Annotated in this window: 16 protein-coding genes; 11 read left to right on the forward strand and 5 right to left on the reverse strand. The window is 71.9% G+C overall.

What is annotated here, in order from left to right:
• The first annotated feature begins 63 nt into the window (after positions 1-63).
• Genes HDG69_RS02170 through HDG69_RS02190 form a run of 5 tightly spaced genes read left to right on the forward strand, consistent with a single transcriptional unit; the run spans position 64 to position 5,566 of the window.
• Positions 64-1,797, forward strand: coding sequence for an ABC transporter substrate-binding protein (locus tag HDG69_RS02170; protein WP_171782143.1), 1,734 nt, complete (start codon positions 64-66; stop codon positions 1,795-1,797).
• A gap of 53 nt (positions 1,798-1,850) precedes the next feature.
• Entirely contained in the window at positions 1,851-2,843 is a 993-nt protein-coding gene (locus HDG69_RS02175) for an ABC transporter permease (RefSeq protein ID WP_171782144.1), read from the forward strand.
• Positions 2,836-3,846: an ABC transporter permease gene (locus HDG69_RS02180; protein WP_343036208.1), complete on the forward strand. Its 1,011-nt coding sequence runs from the start codon at positions 2,836-2,838 to the stop codon at positions 3,844-3,846. The genes HDG69_RS02175 and HDG69_RS02180 overlap by 8 nt, the downstream gene beginning before the upstream one ends.
• Complete coding sequence (locus HDG69_RS02185; protein ID WP_171782145.1) at positions 3,843-4,736, forward strand: ABC transporter ATP-binding protein; 894 nt, start codon at positions 3,843-3,845, stop codon at positions 4,734-4,736. The genes HDG69_RS02180 and HDG69_RS02185 overlap by 4 nt, the downstream gene beginning before the upstream one ends.
• Complete coding sequence (locus HDG69_RS02190; RefSeq protein ID WP_171782146.1) at positions 4,733-5,566, forward strand: ABC transporter ATP-binding protein; 834 nt, start codon at positions 4,733-4,735, stop codon at positions 5,564-5,566. The genes HDG69_RS02185 and HDG69_RS02190 overlap by 4 nt, the downstream gene beginning before the upstream one ends.
• Positions 5,567-5,617: 51 nt before the next feature.
• On the opposite strand, the gene HDG69_RS02195 is transcribed toward HDG69_RS02190, so the two are convergent.
• Positions 5,618-6,178, reverse strand: a complete 561-nt coding sequence (locus HDG69_RS02195; protein ID WP_343036210.1) for a DinB family protein — start codon at positions 6,176-6,178, stop codon at positions 5,618-5,620.
• A gap of 40 nt (positions 6,179-6,218) precedes the next feature.
• On the opposite strand from HDG69_RS02195, the gene HDG69_RS02200 reads away from it, so the two are divergent.
• Both HDG69_RS02200 and HDG69_RS02205 read left to right on the forward strand, forming a co-directional pair.
• Positions 6,219-6,593, forward strand: a complete 375-nt coding sequence (locus HDG69_RS02200; protein WP_171782148.1) for a sterol carrier family protein — start codon at positions 6,219-6,221, stop codon at positions 6,591-6,593.
• 179 nt (positions 6,594-6,772) lie between these two features.
• Complete coding sequence (locus tag HDG69_RS02205) at positions 6,773-9,604, forward strand: ExeM/NucH family extracellular endonuclease (protein ID WP_171782149.1); 2,832 nt, start codon at positions 6,773-6,775, stop codon at positions 9,602-9,604.
• Positions 9,605-9,667: 63 nt separating this feature from the next.
• On the opposite strand, the gene HDG69_RS19510 is transcribed toward HDG69_RS02205, so the two are convergent.
• Positions 9,668-10,486 carry a CPBP family glutamic-type intramembrane protease gene (locus HDG69_RS19510; RefSeq protein WP_171782150.1) on the reverse strand — a complete coding sequence of 273 codons (819 nt, stop codon included), beginning with the start codon at positions 10,484-10,486 and terminating at the stop codon, positions 9,668-9,670.
• Between the two features lie 102 nt (positions 10,487-10,588).
• On the opposite strand from HDG69_RS19510, the gene HDG69_RS02215 reads away from it, so the two are divergent.
• The 3 genes from HDG69_RS02215 (at position 10,589) to purM (ending at position 13,718) form a co-directional block, all read left to right on the forward strand.
• Positions 10,589-10,954, forward strand: coding sequence for a histidine kinase (locus HDG69_RS02215; RefSeq protein ID WP_171782151.1), 366 nt, complete (start codon positions 10,589-10,591; stop codon positions 10,952-10,954).
• 43 nt (positions 10,955-10,997) lie between these two features.
• A complete protein-coding gene (gene purF, locus HDG69_RS02220; RefSeq protein ID WP_171782152.1) occupies positions 10,998-12,545 on the forward strand; it encodes an amidophosphoribosyltransferase in 1,548 nt (515 codons plus the stop codon).
• A 69-nt stretch (positions 12,546-12,614) separates the two neighbouring features.
• The gene (gene purM / locus HDG69_RS02225; RefSeq protein ID WP_171782153.1) at positions 12,615-13,718 is read left to right on the forward strand and encodes a phosphoribosylformylglycinamidine cyclo-ligase; all 1,104 of its coding nucleotides are present in this window, start codon (positions 12,615-12,617) and stop codon (positions 13,716-13,718) included.
• A 79-nt stretch (positions 13,719-13,797) separates the two neighbouring features.
• Here the strand turns inward: purM and HDG69_RS02230 are convergent, their stop codons facing one another.
• Positions 13,798-14,001, reverse strand: coding sequence for a DUF3073 domain-containing protein (locus HDG69_RS02230; protein ID WP_171782154.1), 204 nt, complete (start codon positions 13,999-14,001; stop codon positions 13,798-13,800).
• A 413-nt stretch (positions 14,002-14,414) separates the two neighbouring features.
• Here HDG69_RS02230 and HDG69_RS02235 point away from each other — a divergent pair, with 413 nt between their 5' ends.
• Positions 14,415-14,663 (forward strand): BldC family transcriptional regulator, encoded by a 249-nt coding sequence (locus HDG69_RS02235; RefSeq protein ID WP_171782155.1) that lies wholly within the window; start codon positions 14,415-14,417, stop codon positions 14,661-14,663.
• A gap of 34 nt (positions 14,664-14,697) precedes the next feature.
• Here HDG69_RS02235 and HDG69_RS02240 read toward each other — a convergent pair whose 3' ends face one another.
• Both HDG69_RS02240 and HDG69_RS02245 read right to left on the reverse strand, forming a co-directional pair.
• Positions 14,698-15,024 carry a DUF3618 domain-containing protein gene (locus tag HDG69_RS02240; RefSeq protein ID WP_171782156.1) on the reverse strand — a complete coding sequence of 109 codons (327 nt, stop codon included), beginning with the start codon at positions 15,022-15,024 and terminating at the stop codon, positions 14,698-14,700.
• Positions 15,021-15,437, reverse strand: coding sequence for a phage holin family protein (locus HDG69_RS02245; RefSeq protein WP_171782157.1), 417 nt, complete (start codon positions 15,435-15,437; stop codon positions 15,021-15,023). The genes HDG69_RS02240 and HDG69_RS02245 overlap by 4 nt, the downstream gene beginning before the upstream one ends.
• Positions 15,438-15,545: the final 108 nt, after the last annotated feature.

Raw genomic sequence — 15,545 nt, forward strand, 5'->3', positions numbered from 1 at the left:
CCCTCCGGCGCAACGACCGCGCCGTGGCCCGGCGCACTGGAGCGCCGTGAAAGGAAGGCCCCCATGCACGGACCCACGAGGCGCCGACGCTGGCTCCGCGCCACCGCACTGGCCGCGACCGTGACTCTCCTGGCCGCCGCCTGCGGGGGCGGCACCGCCGAGGCGCCGGAGGACGGCGCGGCACCCAGCGCAGCCGGTGGTGACACCGACAGGGAGCTCGTGATCTGGGCGGGGTCCCAGACGCCGATCACCGCGAACTTCAACCCGTTCAACGCGGCCGGCGTGCTGCACCTCGCCAACGGCGGGATCTACGAGACGCTCTTCGCCTACAACAAGGCGGCCGACACCGAGCCCGTCCCGCTGCTCGGCACCGACTTCGCGTGGAGCGAGGACGGCACCGAGCTCACCGTCACGCTGCGCGACGGCGTCGAGTGGAACGACGGCGAACCGTTCACCACCGACGACGTCGTCTACTCGTTCCTGAACGAGGCGTCCAAGCCGGCCTACCTCGCCGACGCCGTCGCCACCGACGACTCCGCGGTGCTGCTGTCCTTCGACGAGCCGCAGTTCACCAACGAGTTCGCCCTGCTCGGCGCCACCTACATGGTCCCCGAGCACGTCTTCAGCCAGCACGAGGACGCCGAGGACGCCGAGGCGGAGCTCAGCGGGATCGTCGCCTGGCCGAACGCCGAGTCCCCCGTCGGTACCGGCCCGTACCTCGTGGAGACCACCTCCGACGCCGCCTACACCGCCGTGGCGAACCCCGGCTACTGGGGCGGGGAGCCGGCCGTGAAGAACCTGCGCTACGTCGGCATCGACTCGAACCAGTCCGCCGAGGACCTGCTCGCCACCGGCCAGGTCGACTGGGCCACCATGTTCGTCCCCGAGCCCGAGCGGATCGAGGCGGCCGGCTACGGCTATCTCAACACCCCGGTCGACCCCACGGTGCTGTACACCTGCGCCAACGCCGACCTCGGCTGCGAGGGTGACCAGACCGACGTCGCCGTCCGGCAGGCGCTCAGCGTCGCGATCGACCGTGGTCAGATCGCCGAGAAGGCCTTCGTCGGGCTCACCGCGGACATCTCGCCCACGTTCGCGCTCCTCGGCAGGGACGACAAGTGGATCGCCGACGGCATGCCCGCCGCGATCGAGCAGTCGGCCGACGCCGACCAGGCCGGGCAGATCCTCGAGGACGCCGGCTACGAGAAGGACGCGGACGGGTTCTACGGCAAGGACGGCGAGCCCATCGAGCTGACCCTGACCTCCGTCGACGGCTGGTCCGACTACAACAACGCCGCCAAGCTCATCGAGGAGCAGGCGGCGGCCGCGGGCATCAAGGTGATCGCCTCGACGGTCTCCTGGAACGAGTTCGCCGACTCGCGCACCGGCGGCGAGTTCCAGCTCGTCATGGGCGGCGTCATCGGCACCTCCTCGGCCGACCCGTACCAGATCTACCGGGACTGGTTCTCCGGTGACTACACCACCCCGGTGGGCACCGCCCTCGAGCCGGGCTTCTGGAACTTCTCCCGGTACGCGAACGACGAGGTCGACGCCGCGGTGAAGGTGGCCGCCGGGACCGACGACGAGTCGGTGAAGGCCGACGCGTACGCCACGGTCCAGGAGCACATCGTCCACGACGTGCCGTACATCCCGCTGGTCGTCAACGCCACGCAGACGTTCTACAACAGCACCGACTACACCGGCTGGCCCACCGAGGAGGACCTCTACCTCTTCCCGCCGGCCTGGCAGGGACCGACCTCCGGCGTGATCCTCGGCAACCTCACCGGCACCGAGTGAGGCGCTGAGGACGGACCGAGGAGGAGTCGCATGCTGACCAAGGACGGAACGCCATGAGGTTCTACGCCCGGCGGGTCGGGTTCTACGCCCTGACGCTGTGGATAGCGGTCTCGCTGAACTTCCTGCTCCCGCGCCTGCTGCCCGGAGACCCGTACACGATCCTGCTCGCGCGGCTGCAGCGCAGCGGAGACGTGTCCCCGGCAGTACAGAACAGCCTGCGACTCCTCCTCGGCGCCACCGAGGACCAGAGCCTGTGGCAGCAGTACGTCAGCTACTGGGGCAACCTGCTGCGCGGAGACCTCGGGGTGTCGGTGACACAGTTCCCCACCCCGGTCACCGACCTGATCGCCGGAGCCCTGCCCTGGACCATCGGCCTGGTCGGCACCGCCACGATCCTGTCGTTCGTGCTGGGTGTCGGGCTCGGTGCGTGGGCGGGCTGGCGACGTGGCTCCTGGGTGGACGGGGTCATCCCGTCCACGACGCTCCTGCAGTCGCTGCCGTACTTCTGGGTCGCGCTGCTCTTCATCTACGTGTTCAGCGTCGAGCTGCGGTGGTTCCCGATCATCGGCGCCTACGACGTGTTCACCTTCAACGGCCCCGAGCTGAGCTGGGCGTTCGTCGGGTCGGTGCTCTACCACGCCGTCCTCCCGGCGGTGACGATCATCATCTCCTCCGTCGGCGCGTGGATGCTCGGGATGCGCAACATGATGGTCTCGACGCTGTCCGAGGACTACGTCATGACCGCCCAGGCCAAGGGGCTGCACACCCGCCGCATCGCCCTGACCTACGCCGTGCGCAACGCCGCCATCCCGTCGGTGAACGGGTTCGGCGTCGCGCTGGCCTTCGTCGTGGCCGGTTCGCTCGTCACCGAGCAGGTCTTCAGCTACCCCGGTCTGGGCAAGCTGATGATCGAGGCCGTCCGCAACAACGACTACGCCCTCATGCAGGGCGTGTTCCTCATGATCACGCTCGCCGTGCTCGCCGCACTCCTGGTCATGGACCTCGTGCACGGCCTCATCGACCCGAGGGCCCGCCACCGTGACTGACCAGCCCACGGACCGACCAGAGGTCCGCCGCCCGGCCCGCCGCCGCCCGTCCCGCGACGCCAAGCTCGTCGTCGGCCTCGCCGTCGTCGGCGCCACCGTGCTCTTCGCGATCTTCGGGCCGATGCTCACCCAGGACCCGCGCAGCTCCGACAACCCCGTGCTGGTCCCGCCGCAGCCCGGCCACTGGCTCGGCACCACGAGCCTCGGGTACGACGTCCTCGCTCAGCTCGCCGAGGGCGCGCGCGGATCCCTGCTCGTGGGTGTCGTCGCCGGGCTGCTCGCGATCGTGCTGTCCCTGGTCTTCGGCGTGGTGGCCGGCTATGCCCGGGGCGCCACGGACGAGGGGCTGTCCCTGATCACGAACGTCATGCTCGTGATCCCCGGGCTTCCGCTGATGATCGTGGTCTCCAGCTACCTGGAGGTGCGCAGCCTGTGGGTGGTCGCGATCATCCTCGGGGCGACCGCCTGGCCCGGCGCCGCCGTCGTGCTGCGCCTGCAGGCCCGCTCGCTGCGCAGCCGCGACTACGTCTCTGCGGCCCGGGTCGCCGGCGAGTCCACCCCGCGCCTGCTGGGCATGGAGATCCTGCCCAACCTCCTGCCGCTGCTCACCGCCCAGTTCCTCTTCGCGGTGGTGCTCTCCATCCTCGGCGAGGCCGGGCTGTCCTACCTCGGGCTGGGTCCCAACGGGTCGATCACCTGGGGGACCATGCTCAACGAGGCCCAGGGCGGTGGTGCCCTCACGCGCGGCGCCTGGTGGTGGTTCGTCCCGCCGGGACTGATGATCGCCGTCCTCGGGTGCGCGATGAGCCTGATCAACTTCGCCATCGACGAGGTCATCGACCCCAAGCTCCGACAGGCACCCACCGCAGCCAAGCTCCAGCGCAAGGCCCGCAAGGCCGGCCTGGACATCACGTCACCGGCGCACGACGACGACACCCCCCGGCCGGCCCCCGCAAGCCGGGCCCCGGACCCCGACGACCACAAGGAGAGGGTGCAGGCATGAGCGGGACCACCACGGCACCCGGCCCGCTGAGCTCGGCGGCGCACGCGGCCCACGTCGCGCGGCTGACCCCGGTGCTCACCGCGCGGGACGTGTCGATCGAGTACGAGGTCGACCCGCCTGTCCGCGCCGTCCGGGACGTGTCCCTGACCCTGCACCGGGGCGAGATCCTCGGGCTGGCCGGCGAGTCCGGCTGTGGCAAGTCGACGCTGGCCTACGGCCTCGACCGGCTCATCAGGCCGCCCGCCGTCATGACGTCCGGCCAGGTGACCTTCCACGACGCGGACGGCACCGAGACCGACGTCGTCGCCCTCGACGGCGACGCCCTGCGCGCGTTCCGCTGGGACAAGGTGTCCATGGTCTTCCAGGGCGCCATGAACTCCCTCAACCCGGTGATCAGCGTCCGGGCGCAGCTCGAGGACGTCCTGACCACCCACCGCCCGCACCTGACCAAGCAGCGACGGCGGGAACGCTGCGCGGAGCTGTTGCAGCTGGTCGGCGTCGACCCCGGCCGCCTCGACGCGTTCGCCCACGAGCTGTCCGGCGGGATGCGCCAGCGGGTGATGATCGCGATGGCGATGGCGCTCGACCCGCAGGTCATGATCATGGACGAGCCGACGACGGCCCTCGACGTCGTCGTCCAGCGGGAGATCCTGCGCCAGATCATGCGCCTGCGCGAGACGTTCGGCTTCGCCGTCGTGTTCATCACGCACGACCTGCCGCTGCTGCTGGAGATCGCCGACCGCATCGCCGTCATGCGGGCCGGCGAGATCGTCGAGCTCGACACGGCCGAGCAGCTCTACGCCGAGCCGCAGCACGAGTACACGCAGCAGCTGCTGTCCTCCTTCCCGAGCCTGCTCGGGGAGTTCTCCTACGACGAGGAGCGACGATGAGCACCCTCGAGGTCCGCCACCTCGTCAAGGACTTCCGGGTCCGCGACGGGCTGAGGCGCGGCACGCTGCGCGCCGTCGACGACGTCTCGTTCACCCTCGCCGCGGGCCGGACGGTCGCCGTGGTGGGGGAGTCCGGGTCCGGCAAGTCGACCGTGGCGCGGATGATCGCCCAGCTCGAGACCCCCACGGCGGGCGAGATCCTGCTCGACGGCGAACCGATCGGCCGGCGCGGCCGGGCACTGGCGCGCTACCGCAACCAGGTGCAGATGGTGTTCCAGGACCCGTTCGCCTCCCTGAACCCCTACCACCCCGTGAGCTACCACCTCGAGCGCCCGCTGAGGATCCACGGCGTCGCCCGCGGCAAGGAGGTGACCCCGGCGGTCCACCGGCTGCTGCGCAGCGTCGAGCTCGACCCGCCGGAGGTCTTCGCGGCCAAGCGACCCCACGAGATGTCCGGCGGGCAGCGACAGCGCATCGCCATCGCCCGGGCGCTCGCCCCCGGCGCCCGGTTCCTCGTCGCCGACGAGCCGGTCTCCATGCTGGACGTCTCCATCCGCCTCGGGGTGCTCAGCCTGCTCGCCCGGCTGCAGCGCGAGGAGAACCTCGGCGTCCTCTACATCACCCACGACCTGGCCACGGCCCGGCACTTCAGCGACGAGATCGTCGTCATGCTCCGCGGCGACGTCGTCGAGCAGGGACCGAGCGACCAGGTGATCCTCGACCCGCAGCACGACTACACCAAGACGCTGCTGGCCGCCGCCCCCGACCCGTCCCGGCACGGGAGGCTGCGCGACGAGGTGCGCGCCGAGCTCGCGGCGCAAGCCTCCTGACACCGGTCCGTCCGAGGCCGGGCTCCCGCACAGGGACCGCCGTGCGGGAGCTCAGCTCCACCGCGCCCGGTACAGGTCGCGCAGGAGGCACATCTCGGCGCCGTGAGCCATCCCCTCGCGGTTGAGGTGCGCGACGAGCGCCGCCATCGAGTCCTCGGCGAAGTAGCTGCCCTTCGGCCCGAGCGGCCGGGCGAGCTCCTCGTCGTCCAGGGTGGCCACGGCGTCGTACCAGGACCGGTACCCCTCGGCGAGGAGCGCGAGCCCGCCCTCGGCGGTCAGCGGCAGCGGCTCGGGCCAGTGCCGCGGGTCGAACATGTCGGCGTCCTCGGGCGCCGCCGTCGGGCCGAAGAGGGCCCGGGCGCGGCCTCCCCACACGTCACGTCCCAGGTGGGCCATCCTCCAGGCGAGCGTCGTGACCGGTGGGACCGCCGGCTCGGGCTGCGTCTCCTCGATGCGCACGACGCCCGCGGCGTCCGGGCGCAGGCTCCAGCAGCCGTCCACCGGCTCCCACAGGTACTCGTCGTCCGTCAGGCCCTGCAGCCGCGGCCACAGGTTCGACTCCCAGTAGAAGGCCATCTGATCGGTCAGCAGCGTGCGCACCGTCGTCACCACGGAGCCATCATGGTCGGCACCACCGACATAACCTGTGCCCATGCCTGCACGACGACGGACCGACCCTTCCGCCGGGCGCGCCGCGGTGGCCGCCTGGCTCGAGGGCGACCACGCCCGCGCCACGACGACGACGGCGGTGCGGTTCACGCTCGAGGAGCTGGCCGCCGTCGCACCCGGCAACGCGGTCGAGGTGCGCGTCCCGCCGGCCGGTGCCGTGCAGGCCGTCGAGGGGCCGCGCCACACGCGGGGGACCCCGCCGAACGTCGTCGAGACCGACGTCGAGACGTGGCTGGCGCTCGCCACAGGTCGGGCCGCATGGACCGACGTCCTCGCCGCGGGGCGTGTGCACGCCTCGGGCGAACGGGCGGACCTGTCGTCGTGGCTGCCGCTGCAGGCGACGCGCGACCGCGGCTGACGCGGGCACGGCGTCCTGGCCGTCGCCGAGGGTCGTCGGGCGGGCGTCGGTGGGCGGCGGTACCGTCGCGAGCACCGGACTCCTGTCGGCAGCACGTCCGTGACCTGGGGTTCAACCAGGGTTCACACGACCGTGCTTGGCTGAGCCCGCCCTGTCGACCCTGATCGAGGAGGACCAGCGTGGCCACCACGTCACCGACCCGAGGTTCCCGGAAGGTGCGCGCGGCGGTGCTCGCCGCGCTGCTCGTCCCGGCCGCCGCGGTACCCGCCGTCCCTGCTGCCGCGGTGCCGTCGGCGGACGCCGTCGTCGTCATCGACGAGGTCTACGGGGGTGGTGGCAACAGCGGGGCCGTCTACGACCGCGACTTCGTCGAGCTGCACAACCCCGGTGACGCCCCGGTCTCCCTGGACGGCTGGTCCGTCCAGTACGGGTCCTCGACGGGCACCGCGTGGTCCGGGCAGACCGACCTGACGGGCGAGATCCCGGCCGGTGGGTCGTTCCTCGTCGGGCAGGCCTACGGCAACAACACCGACCTGCCGGACCTGCCCGCCCCCGACGTCGAGGGCTCCGTCGCGATGTCCGGCACCGCCGGGAAGGTCGCGCTGGTCAGCTCGACCACGCGCCTGAGCTGCCTCGGGGCGGCCTGCGCCGACGCCGCGGACGTCGTCGACCTGGTCGGCTGGGGCTCGGCCACCAACACCTACCTCGGCAGCGGGCCCGCGCCCGGCACGAGCAACCCGGTCTCGGTGGCACGGGTCGAGCACGTCAACACCGTCGACAACGCCGCCGACTTCGTCGTCGGCACGCCCACGCCGCAGAACAGCGGGACCGACCCGGACCCGGAGCCCACCCCCACCCCGACGGACGACCCCGACCCGGTGACCGTCACCGTCGCCGAGATCCAGGGCACGGGCAGCGCGTCGCCGATCGTCGGGCAGGCCGTCACCACCCGCGGCGTCGTGACCGCGGCCTACCCGACCGGCGGGTTCGACGGGTTGTACCTGCAGACGGAGGGCACCGGGGGCGACCCCGCCGACGACGAGACGCCGGGGGCGTCCGACGCGGTGTTCGTCTACTCGTCGCAGGCCGCCGCCCAGGTCCAGGTCGGCGACCACCTGGAGGTGACAGGCACCGTCGTCGAGCACTTCGGCATGACGCAGGTGACGCCGTCGTCCTGGACCGTGCTCGACGAGCCCGCCGAGGCCGTCAAGCCCACCGTGACCACCTGGCCGGCCACCGAGGCCGAGCGCGAGGCGCTCGAGGGCATGCTGCTCGCCCCCGCGGGGGAGTTCACCGTCACCGACAACTACTCCACGAACTTCTACGGCACCGTCGGGCTCGCCGCCGGTGAGTCGCCGCTGGTCCAGCCGACCGCCGTCGGCCGGCCCGGCTCGGACGAGGCCGCTGCGCAGGCCGCCGACAACGCGGCCCGCGCCGTCCAGCTCGACGACGGCTCCACGCTGAACTTCAACAACCAGGCCAACAAGAGCACCCCGCTGCCCTGGTTGAACGGCACCGACCCGGTGCGGGTCGGTGCGTCGGTCACGTTCACCACGCCGGTGATCCTCGACTACCGGTTCGACGCGTGGAGCCTCCAGCCGCTGGAGCAGCTCACGGCCGCCAACGCCACGACCGTCCAGCAGGCGGAGTTCGAGGACACCCGCACCGACGCGCCCGAGGAGGTCGGCGGCAACCTCCAGGTCGGCACCTTCAACGTGCTCAACTACTTCACCACCACCGGCGACCAGCTCGACGGCTGCACGTACTACACCGACCGCGCCGGCAACCCGATCACCGTGCGGGGAGGCTGCCTCGCCCGCGGTGCCGCGGACGCGGAGAACCTGGACCGTCAGGAGATCAAGATCGTCCGCGCGATCAGCGCCCTCGGCGCCGACGTCGTCGCGCTGGAGGAGATGGAGACGTCCTCGGCCTTCGGCAAGGACCGCGACCAGGCCGTCTCGGACCTGGTGGACGCCCTCAACGACCACGACGGCGCGGACACCTGGGCGTACGTGCCCTCGCCCGCCGAGGTGCCGCAGGACGAGGACGTCATCCGCAACGCCTTCATCTACCGCACCGCGACCGCCGAGCCGGTGGGGGAGTCGGTGATCCTCGACGACCCGGTGGCCTTCGGCAACGCCCGCGAGCCCCTCGCCCAGGTGTTCCAGCCCGCCGGCGGCGCGCAGGCCGACCCGTCCGACGACGTCCTCGTCATCACGAACCACTTCAAGTCCAAGGGGTCGGCGGGGCCGTGGCCCGGCGACGCCGACACCGGCGACGGGCAGGGCAGCAGCGTCGAGTCGCGGGTCCGGCAGGCGACGGCGCTCGCGGGCTTCGCCGAGGACGTCGCGGCCGACGCCGGCACCGACGTCGTGCTGCTGGTCGGCGACTTCAACTCCTACGACCGAGAAGACCCGATGGTGGTGCTCGAGGACGCCGGCTACACCAACCTCGGGGAGATGACGGGCAAGTACTCCTACCTGTTCGGCGGGCAGGTCGGGTCGCTGGACCACGTGCTCGCCTCCCCGGCAGCGCTGGACCTCGTCACCGGCGCGGACATCTGGAACATCAACGCGGTCGAGCCGATCGCGAACGAGTACAGCCGGTACAACTACAACGCGACGATCCTCTACGACGACTCACCCTTCCGGTCCTCGGACCACGACCCGCTCGTCGTCGGGCTCGAGCTCGCCGCCGACGCGCCGGCAGCCCCCGCCTGGGAGGCGGGCACCGTCTACACCGCCGGTGACAGGGTCACCCACGACGGGCGACTCTTCGAGGCGCTGTGGTGGACGCGGGGCCAGACGCCGGGGGAGAGCCCCTGGAGCGCCTGGGCCGAGATCGGCGCGCCGGTCGAGACGGACGCCGGCACCTTCCCGGCGTGGACGCCGTCCCAGGTGTACGTGGGCGGGGAGACCGTCGCGCACGACGGCGAGGTGTGGCAGGCCCGCTGGTGGACGCGGAACCAGGAGCCGGGCGACCCCTACGGCCCGTGGGAGGCACGGGGTTGACCTGACCGTTCGTCATGACCGGTTCCCGGGGCTCCCCACCGCGCGGTGGGGAGCCCCGGGCGCTCAGACGGGGACCGATGCCCGCACGCGGGCCGATCGGCGGAGGACGACGGCGGCGACGGTCGGCATCGCGACCCAGGCCAGGATGTTCGTGGCCCAGAACGTCGTCGGTGCCGCCACCGACGACGCCGTGAGGAGCTGGAGCGAGGACAGAGGCACGGCGTGGGCGAACACCGCCGGCCAGATCGTCCCGCGGCGCTCCACCAGGGCGGCCAGCAGAGGCGCCCAGGCCGCCACGGACAGCGTGGTGGCGATCGCCTCGGCGGTGCTGAGAGTGCCCTGGGCCAGATACGTCAGGTTCAGCGGGACGTGGAACAGCATCCACAGCAGGCCGACGATCGTCGAGGAGCGCCAGAAACCCTGATCGCGCAGCAGGCTCTGCAGCTGTCCGCGCCAGAGCACCTCTTCGCCGACGGTCGAGAGCGCGAAGAGCAGGGTGCCCATCACGATGGTGGGCAGCGCGGCGAGCAGGACGTCGGCCGGCTCGAGCTCGGCACCGAACGCCAGCCCGGCGACGGCGGGGAGCACGAGCGTGGGCAGCATCACGACGAGCGCGAGACCGAAGGAGGCGGCCAGCTCCCGCGGGGACGCCGGCCGCCACCGCCAGAGCCGTGCGAGGTGGTCACGGCCGAGCAACGCCACGACGGCGACGAGGCTGGCGACGCCGGGCAGCAGCCTGCCGAGCAGGACGAACAGGTCGGGGACGTCCGTCCCGCTGATGAGGAACATCAGGCAACCGCCGACCATGGCGGCGAACGAGGCGGCGACGGCGAGCACCGCCGCGCGGAGCTCGGTGCGAGGGAGTGTGGTGTGAGGGGGCACGGAGTTCAGTCTCGCGACGGCCGCCGCCCCCGGGCATCGGGGATGTCCCTGAGGTGCACCCCGGCGTCCGGAGGCTCCCCGGGGTGCGGTTAGGCTCGAGGAGTGAGCAGCACCAGCCCCGAGCACACCCCCGAGCCGTCCGCCGAGCCGTCGCCGTCGTCCGCCGAGGAGTCTTCGGTGGAGCCGACCACTCCCGGTGAGCCCGACGAGCACCTGCTCGTCGACCCGGCCCGGGTCCGGCGGGCACCGCGCTACCGGGGGTTCTTCACGGTCGGCGCGGTCGTCGGCGTCGTCGTCGGGGTCGTGCTGGGCGTCTGGCTGTCCGGCATCGCCACCTCCGAGGGCGCGTTCCTGCTCAAGCCCGGCGTCTTCGTCTCCGTGATCGTGCTCGGCACCACGACGCTGTTCGTCCTGCTGGCGGGCGCTCTCGCCGTGCTCGCGGACCGCCGGAGCCTACGCCGCAGGTGAGGGCGACGATGGCCTGAACCGTCGTCTGTGGGATACTCGGGCCATGCCCTTGCGCCCTGACGGCCGTCTGAACCACGACCTCATGCCCGGCGAGAAGGGGCCGCAGGACGCCTGCGGCGTCTTCGGTGTCTGGGCCCCCGGCGAAGAGGTCGCCAAGCTGGCCTACTTCGGTCTGTACGCCCTGCAGCACCGCGGCCAGGAGTCCGCCGGGATCGCCACCAGCAACGGCGAGCAGATCCTCGTGTACAAGGACATGGGCCTGGTGTCCCAGGTGTTCGACGAGACCGCGCTCAACGCCCTGACCGGTCACATCGCCGTCGGGCACTGCCGCTACTCCACGACCGGTGGCGTCACCTGGGAGAACGCGCAGCCCACGCTCGGAGCGACGGCCTCCGGCACCGTGGCCCTCGGTCACAACGGCAACCTCACCAACTCCGCCGAGCTCGTGGACCTCGTGGCGGAGCGCTACGGCGCCCAGCGCCGCGGCGAGCTCGCCCGCGGCAACACCACCGACACCGCGCTCGTCACCGCCCTGCTGGTCGGCGACGAGGACCACACCCTCGAGCAGACGGCGCTCGAGGTCCTGCCGCGGCTGCGCGGTGCCTTCTCGCTGGTGTTCATGGACGAGCACACGCTGTACGCCGCCCGTGACCCCCAGGGGGTCCGCCCCCTCGTGCTCGGCCGCACCCAGCGCGGATGGGTCGTCGCCTCCGAGACCCCGGCGCTCGACATCGTCGGTGCGTCCTTCGTGCGCGAGGTCGAGCCCGGCGAGCTGATCTGCATCGACGACGACGGGCTGCGCTCCACGCGGTTCGCCCAGCCGGAGCGCGCGGGCTGCGTCTTCGAGTACGTCTACCTCGCACGACCCGACACCTCGATCAACGGCCGGCCCGTGCACGCGGCGCGCGTCGAGATGGGGCGGATCCTCGCCCGCGAGCACCCCGTCGAGGCCGACCTGGTGATGCCGGTGCCCGAGTCGGGGACGCCGGCCGCCGTCGGCTACGCCCAGGAGTCCGGCATCCCGTTCGGCCAGGGACTGACGAAGAACGCCTACGTGGGGCGGACGTTCATCCAGCCGTCGGACACGCTCCGCCAGCTCGGCATCCGCCTCAAGCTCAACCCGTTGCGCGAGGTGATCCGAGGCAAGCGGCTCGTCGTCGTCGACGACTCGATCGTGCGCGGCAACACCCAGCGGGCCCTCATCCGTATGCTCCGCGAGGCCGGCGCGGCCGAGGTGCACGTGCGGATCTCCTCGCCACCGGTGAAGTGGCCCTGCTTCTACGGCATCGACTTCGCCTCGCGCGCCGAGCTGATCGCCAACGGGCTCACCCCGGAGGAGATCGGCCAGTCCCTGGGCGCGGACAGCCTCGGCTACATCTCGACGGAGGGCATGATCGCCGCCACCGAGCAGCCGTCCTCCCAGCTGTGCGCGGCCTGCTTCACCGGGAAGTACCCGATCGAGCTGCCCGAGGCGCACCAGCTCGGCAAGTACCAGCTCGAGCAGGCCGAGCTGCCGCTCGGTGCCCCGGAGGACGGCCTCGTGCAGCTCTCCGTCGGCGTCGGCGGGCAGACCGCGCTCAACCACCCCTGATCATCCTGACCGTGCCGCGGCCGACCACGCTGCGACCGGACCACCCGCACCACCCAGGAGCAAGCCGCCGTGACTGATGGACTGACCTACGCCGCCGCCGGCGTCGACACCGAGGCCGGCGACAAGGCCGTGGAGCTCATGAAGGACGCGGTCCGCCGCACCCAGGGCCCGGCGGTGATCGGTGGGGTCGGAGGCTTCGCCGGTCTCTACGACCTCTCGGCGTTCCAGCGGTACCGCAAGCCGTTGCTCGCGACCTCGACCGACGGCGTCGGCACCAAGGTGGCGATCGCCCAGGCGCTGGACAAGCACGACACCATCGGGTTCGACCTGGTCGGCATGGTCGTCGACGACATCGTCGTGGTCGGCGCGGAACCGCTGTTCATGACCGACTACATCGCGACGGGCAAGGTCGTCCCGGAGCGGGTCGCCGACATCGTGCGCGGCATCGCGCAGGCGTGCGAGGTCGCCGGGACGGCGCTGGTGGGTGGCGAGACCGCCGAGCACCCGGGCCTCCTCGCGCCCGACGAGTACGACGTCGCCGGTGCGGCGACCGGGATCGTCGAGGCCGACTCCGTGCTCGGCCCGGAGCGGGTCCGTGCCGGCGACGTCCTCATCGCGATGGCGTCCAGCGGGATCCACTCCAACGGCTACTCGTTGGTCCGCGCGGTGATCAAGCACGCCGGCTGGGAGCTCGGCCGCCACGTCGAGGAGTTCGGCCGGACCCTCGGTGAGGAGCTGCTCGAGCCCACCAAGGTCTATGCGAGCGACTGCCTCGCCCTGGCGCGTGACGAGGCCGCGCAGGTGCACGCCTACACCCACGTGACCGGTGGCGGGCTCGCCGCGAACCTCGCCCGAGTCCTCCCCGAGGGTGTCGTCGCGACGGTCGACCGGTCGTCGTGGGAGGTGCCGGCCGTCTTCCGCACGGTGCGCGACCTCGGCGCCGTCCCCCGCGGCGACCTCGAGAACACCCTCAACCTCGGTGTCGGGATGGTCGCGGTGGTGGGGGCCGACGGCGCGGACGCGGCGCTGGCGCGACTGGCCGCCCTGGGCGTGGACGCCTGGACGCTGGGCACCGTCGACGAGCACGACCCGTCGAGCACGTCGGAGGACCTCGTGGTGGGGACCAAGGGGGTCCACGCCGGGGCGGTGCGGCTGGTCGGCGACTACCGCTGACGGCCTTCCCTGCGAACGGCTGCGGGGCCGGACAGCTGTCGCCGTCCGGCCCCGCAGATGTTCGTGCTGAAGACGAGACTCAGCGGCGGTCGTCGTCCCACGTGGCGTAGCCGTTGTCGTACGCGGAGTCAGCGCTGTCGCTCCAGCGGTCCTCGGTGACGACGTCGGTCGACTGGCCGGCCTTGAGCTCTTGCTCCAGAGCGTGGTAGTTCGTCTCGGGGCTGTAGTACTTCAGCTCGCGAGCGACCTTCGTGTGCTTAGCCTTCTGACGGCCACGGCCCATGGCTCCGACCCCCTCAACGTAAGAGCGGGGCGGCAACGTCGCAGACGTGCGGCCCCGAGAGAAGATTTCGTCTGTTCAGGTTCTAACGGTACATGCTGTGACCGCATTCCCTCTACTCGGCATGGCGTCACGGCGGGGCGAGATCCATCGAGGTCGGTCCTGGTCAGGCCGCGGAGGCCCCGTTCGTGACCCATCTCACGCCGAGCCCGTGGTCGAGACGCCGTCGGGGGCGCCGCGCGGAGCACCTCGCGGGCGGTGGCGATCCGGACCCACGGGGCGAGCGGGACCTGACGCCCGCAAGCCGTGCTCGGTTCAAGTCGCCTCAATCCCGCTTTCTGCACACAATGGAACGACACGGCCGTGGAGTACTTCGGGCGCCGTCCGAGCCGGTCGCGTACCAGGAGGTGCAGGGGATGTCGTTCCATGGAGACTCCGAGGTCCTGTTGACGCCCGCCGAGGTGGCCAGCCTCTTCCGTGTCGACCCCAAGACGGTCACCCGCTGGGCCAAGGCAGGAAAGCTCTCGTCGATCCGGACGCTGGGCGGGCACCGTCGCTACAAGGAGTCGGAGGTCCGAGCACTGCTCGGCGCCGCCTCCGAGGCTGCCGAGGCCGAGGCTGCGGCGAACGCCGCAGCGGCGGAAGGATCCGACGGCCCGAAGTAGACCGCCGTCGGCCGCCCGGCCGACGGCGGCCGGGTCAGCGGCGCACGGCGCGGACGACGAGGACCGCCACGGCCGCCGCGCCGACGGCGGCCACGCCGAGGAGGATCTTGGCGTTGCGAGACCTGCGCGCGTCGTGGTCGGGCAGGCCGTTGCCGGCGAACAGCCCGCGGACGTCCGTCGCCGCCTGTCGCGTCCCGTGCGCCAGCTGCGCCGCCTGGTAGGAGGGTGACAGCCGGGTGGTGAGCTCGTCGAGCGCGGTGCCGAGCTCACGGCGGGCGTCGCGTACCTGCGCCTCGAGCTCGGCGCGAGACGGTGCCGGCTCCTGGCCCGCCGAGGTGGGGGCTGTGGAGTCAGAGCTCATCGGTTGATCCCTTCCTTGAGCGCGGCGACATCGTCCTTGACGCGGTCGATCGTCTCCGGCCGTCGGGCGGCCTGCTTGAGCTGCCGTACGGCGACGAGCACCATGACGACGGCGAGCAGGACCATCGCGACCCCGACGACGAGGGCGGAGAGCCACAGGGGCCACGCCTCGGCGAGTCCGATGATGGCCGACCAGATCAGGACGCCGACCGCGTAGAGCACGACGACCAGCGCCGCGCCGATCAGGCCGATGCCCACGGCCGAGCGCTTGGCCTTCTCGGCGAGCTCCGCCTTGGCCAGCGCGATCTCGGCGCGGACCAGTCGGGTGGCCTGCTCCGAGAGCTGCTCCACCAGCCGGCCCATGCTGGGGGGTCGGTCCGCCGGTGGCGCGCCCCCGTCGTCCCAGTCCGTCATCGGCTGCTCCGATCCTCGACGAGTGTGTACGTGCGGTCCCCACTCAACCCGTCCTGGCTGGTCCAGGCAATTCCAAAGGTCCGGAGCCGCGCCGGCGGGCCGCTCACA

This window comes from Isoptericola halotolerans, from assembly GCF_013149785.1.
Lineage (GTDB): Bacteria > Actinomycetota > Actinomycetes > Actinomycetales > Cellulomonadaceae > Isoptericola > Isoptericola halotolerans.

Bases quoted from the DNA above. Each gene is read 5' to 3' on its own strand.
- HDG69_RS02170 (WP_171782143.1), top strand. From the start codon at position 64: ATGCACGGACCCACGAGGCGCCGACGCTGGCTCCGCGCCACCGCACTG.
- HDG69_RS02175 (WP_171782144.1), top strand. From the start codon at position 1,851: ATGAGGTTCTACGCCCGGCGGGTCGGGTTCTACGCCCTGACGCTGTGG.
- HDG69_RS02185 (WP_171782145.1), top strand. From the start codon at position 3,843: ATGAGCGGGACCACCACGGCACCCGGCCCGCTGAGCTCGGCGGCGCAC.
- HDG69_RS02190 (WP_171782146.1), top strand. From the start codon at position 4,733: ATGAGCACCCTCGAGGTCCGCCACCTCGTCAAGGACTTCCGGGTCCGC.
- HDG69_RS02200 (WP_171782148.1), top strand. From the start codon at position 6,219: ATGCCTGCACGACGACGGACCGACCCTTCCGCCGGGCGCGCCGCGGTG.
- purF (WP_171782152.1), top strand. From the start codon at position 10,998: ATGCCCTTGCGCCCTGACGGCCGTCTGAACCACGACCTCATGCCCGGC.
- HDG69_RS02230 (WP_171782154.1), bottom strand. From the start codon at position 14,001: ATGGGCCGTGGCCGTCAGAAGGCTAAGCACACGAAGGTCGCTCGCGAG.
- HDG69_RS02235 (WP_171782155.1), top strand. From the start codon at position 14,415: ATGTCGTTCCATGGAGACTCCGAGGTCCTGTTGACGCCCGCCGAGGTG.
- HDG69_RS02240 (WP_171782156.1), bottom strand. From the start codon at position 15,024: ATGAGCTCTGACTCCACAGCCCCCACCTCGGCGGGCCAGGAGCCGGCA.
- HDG69_RS02245 (WP_171782157.1), bottom strand. From the start codon at position 15,437: ATGACGGACTGGGACGACGGGGGCGCGCCACCGGCGGACCGACCCCCC.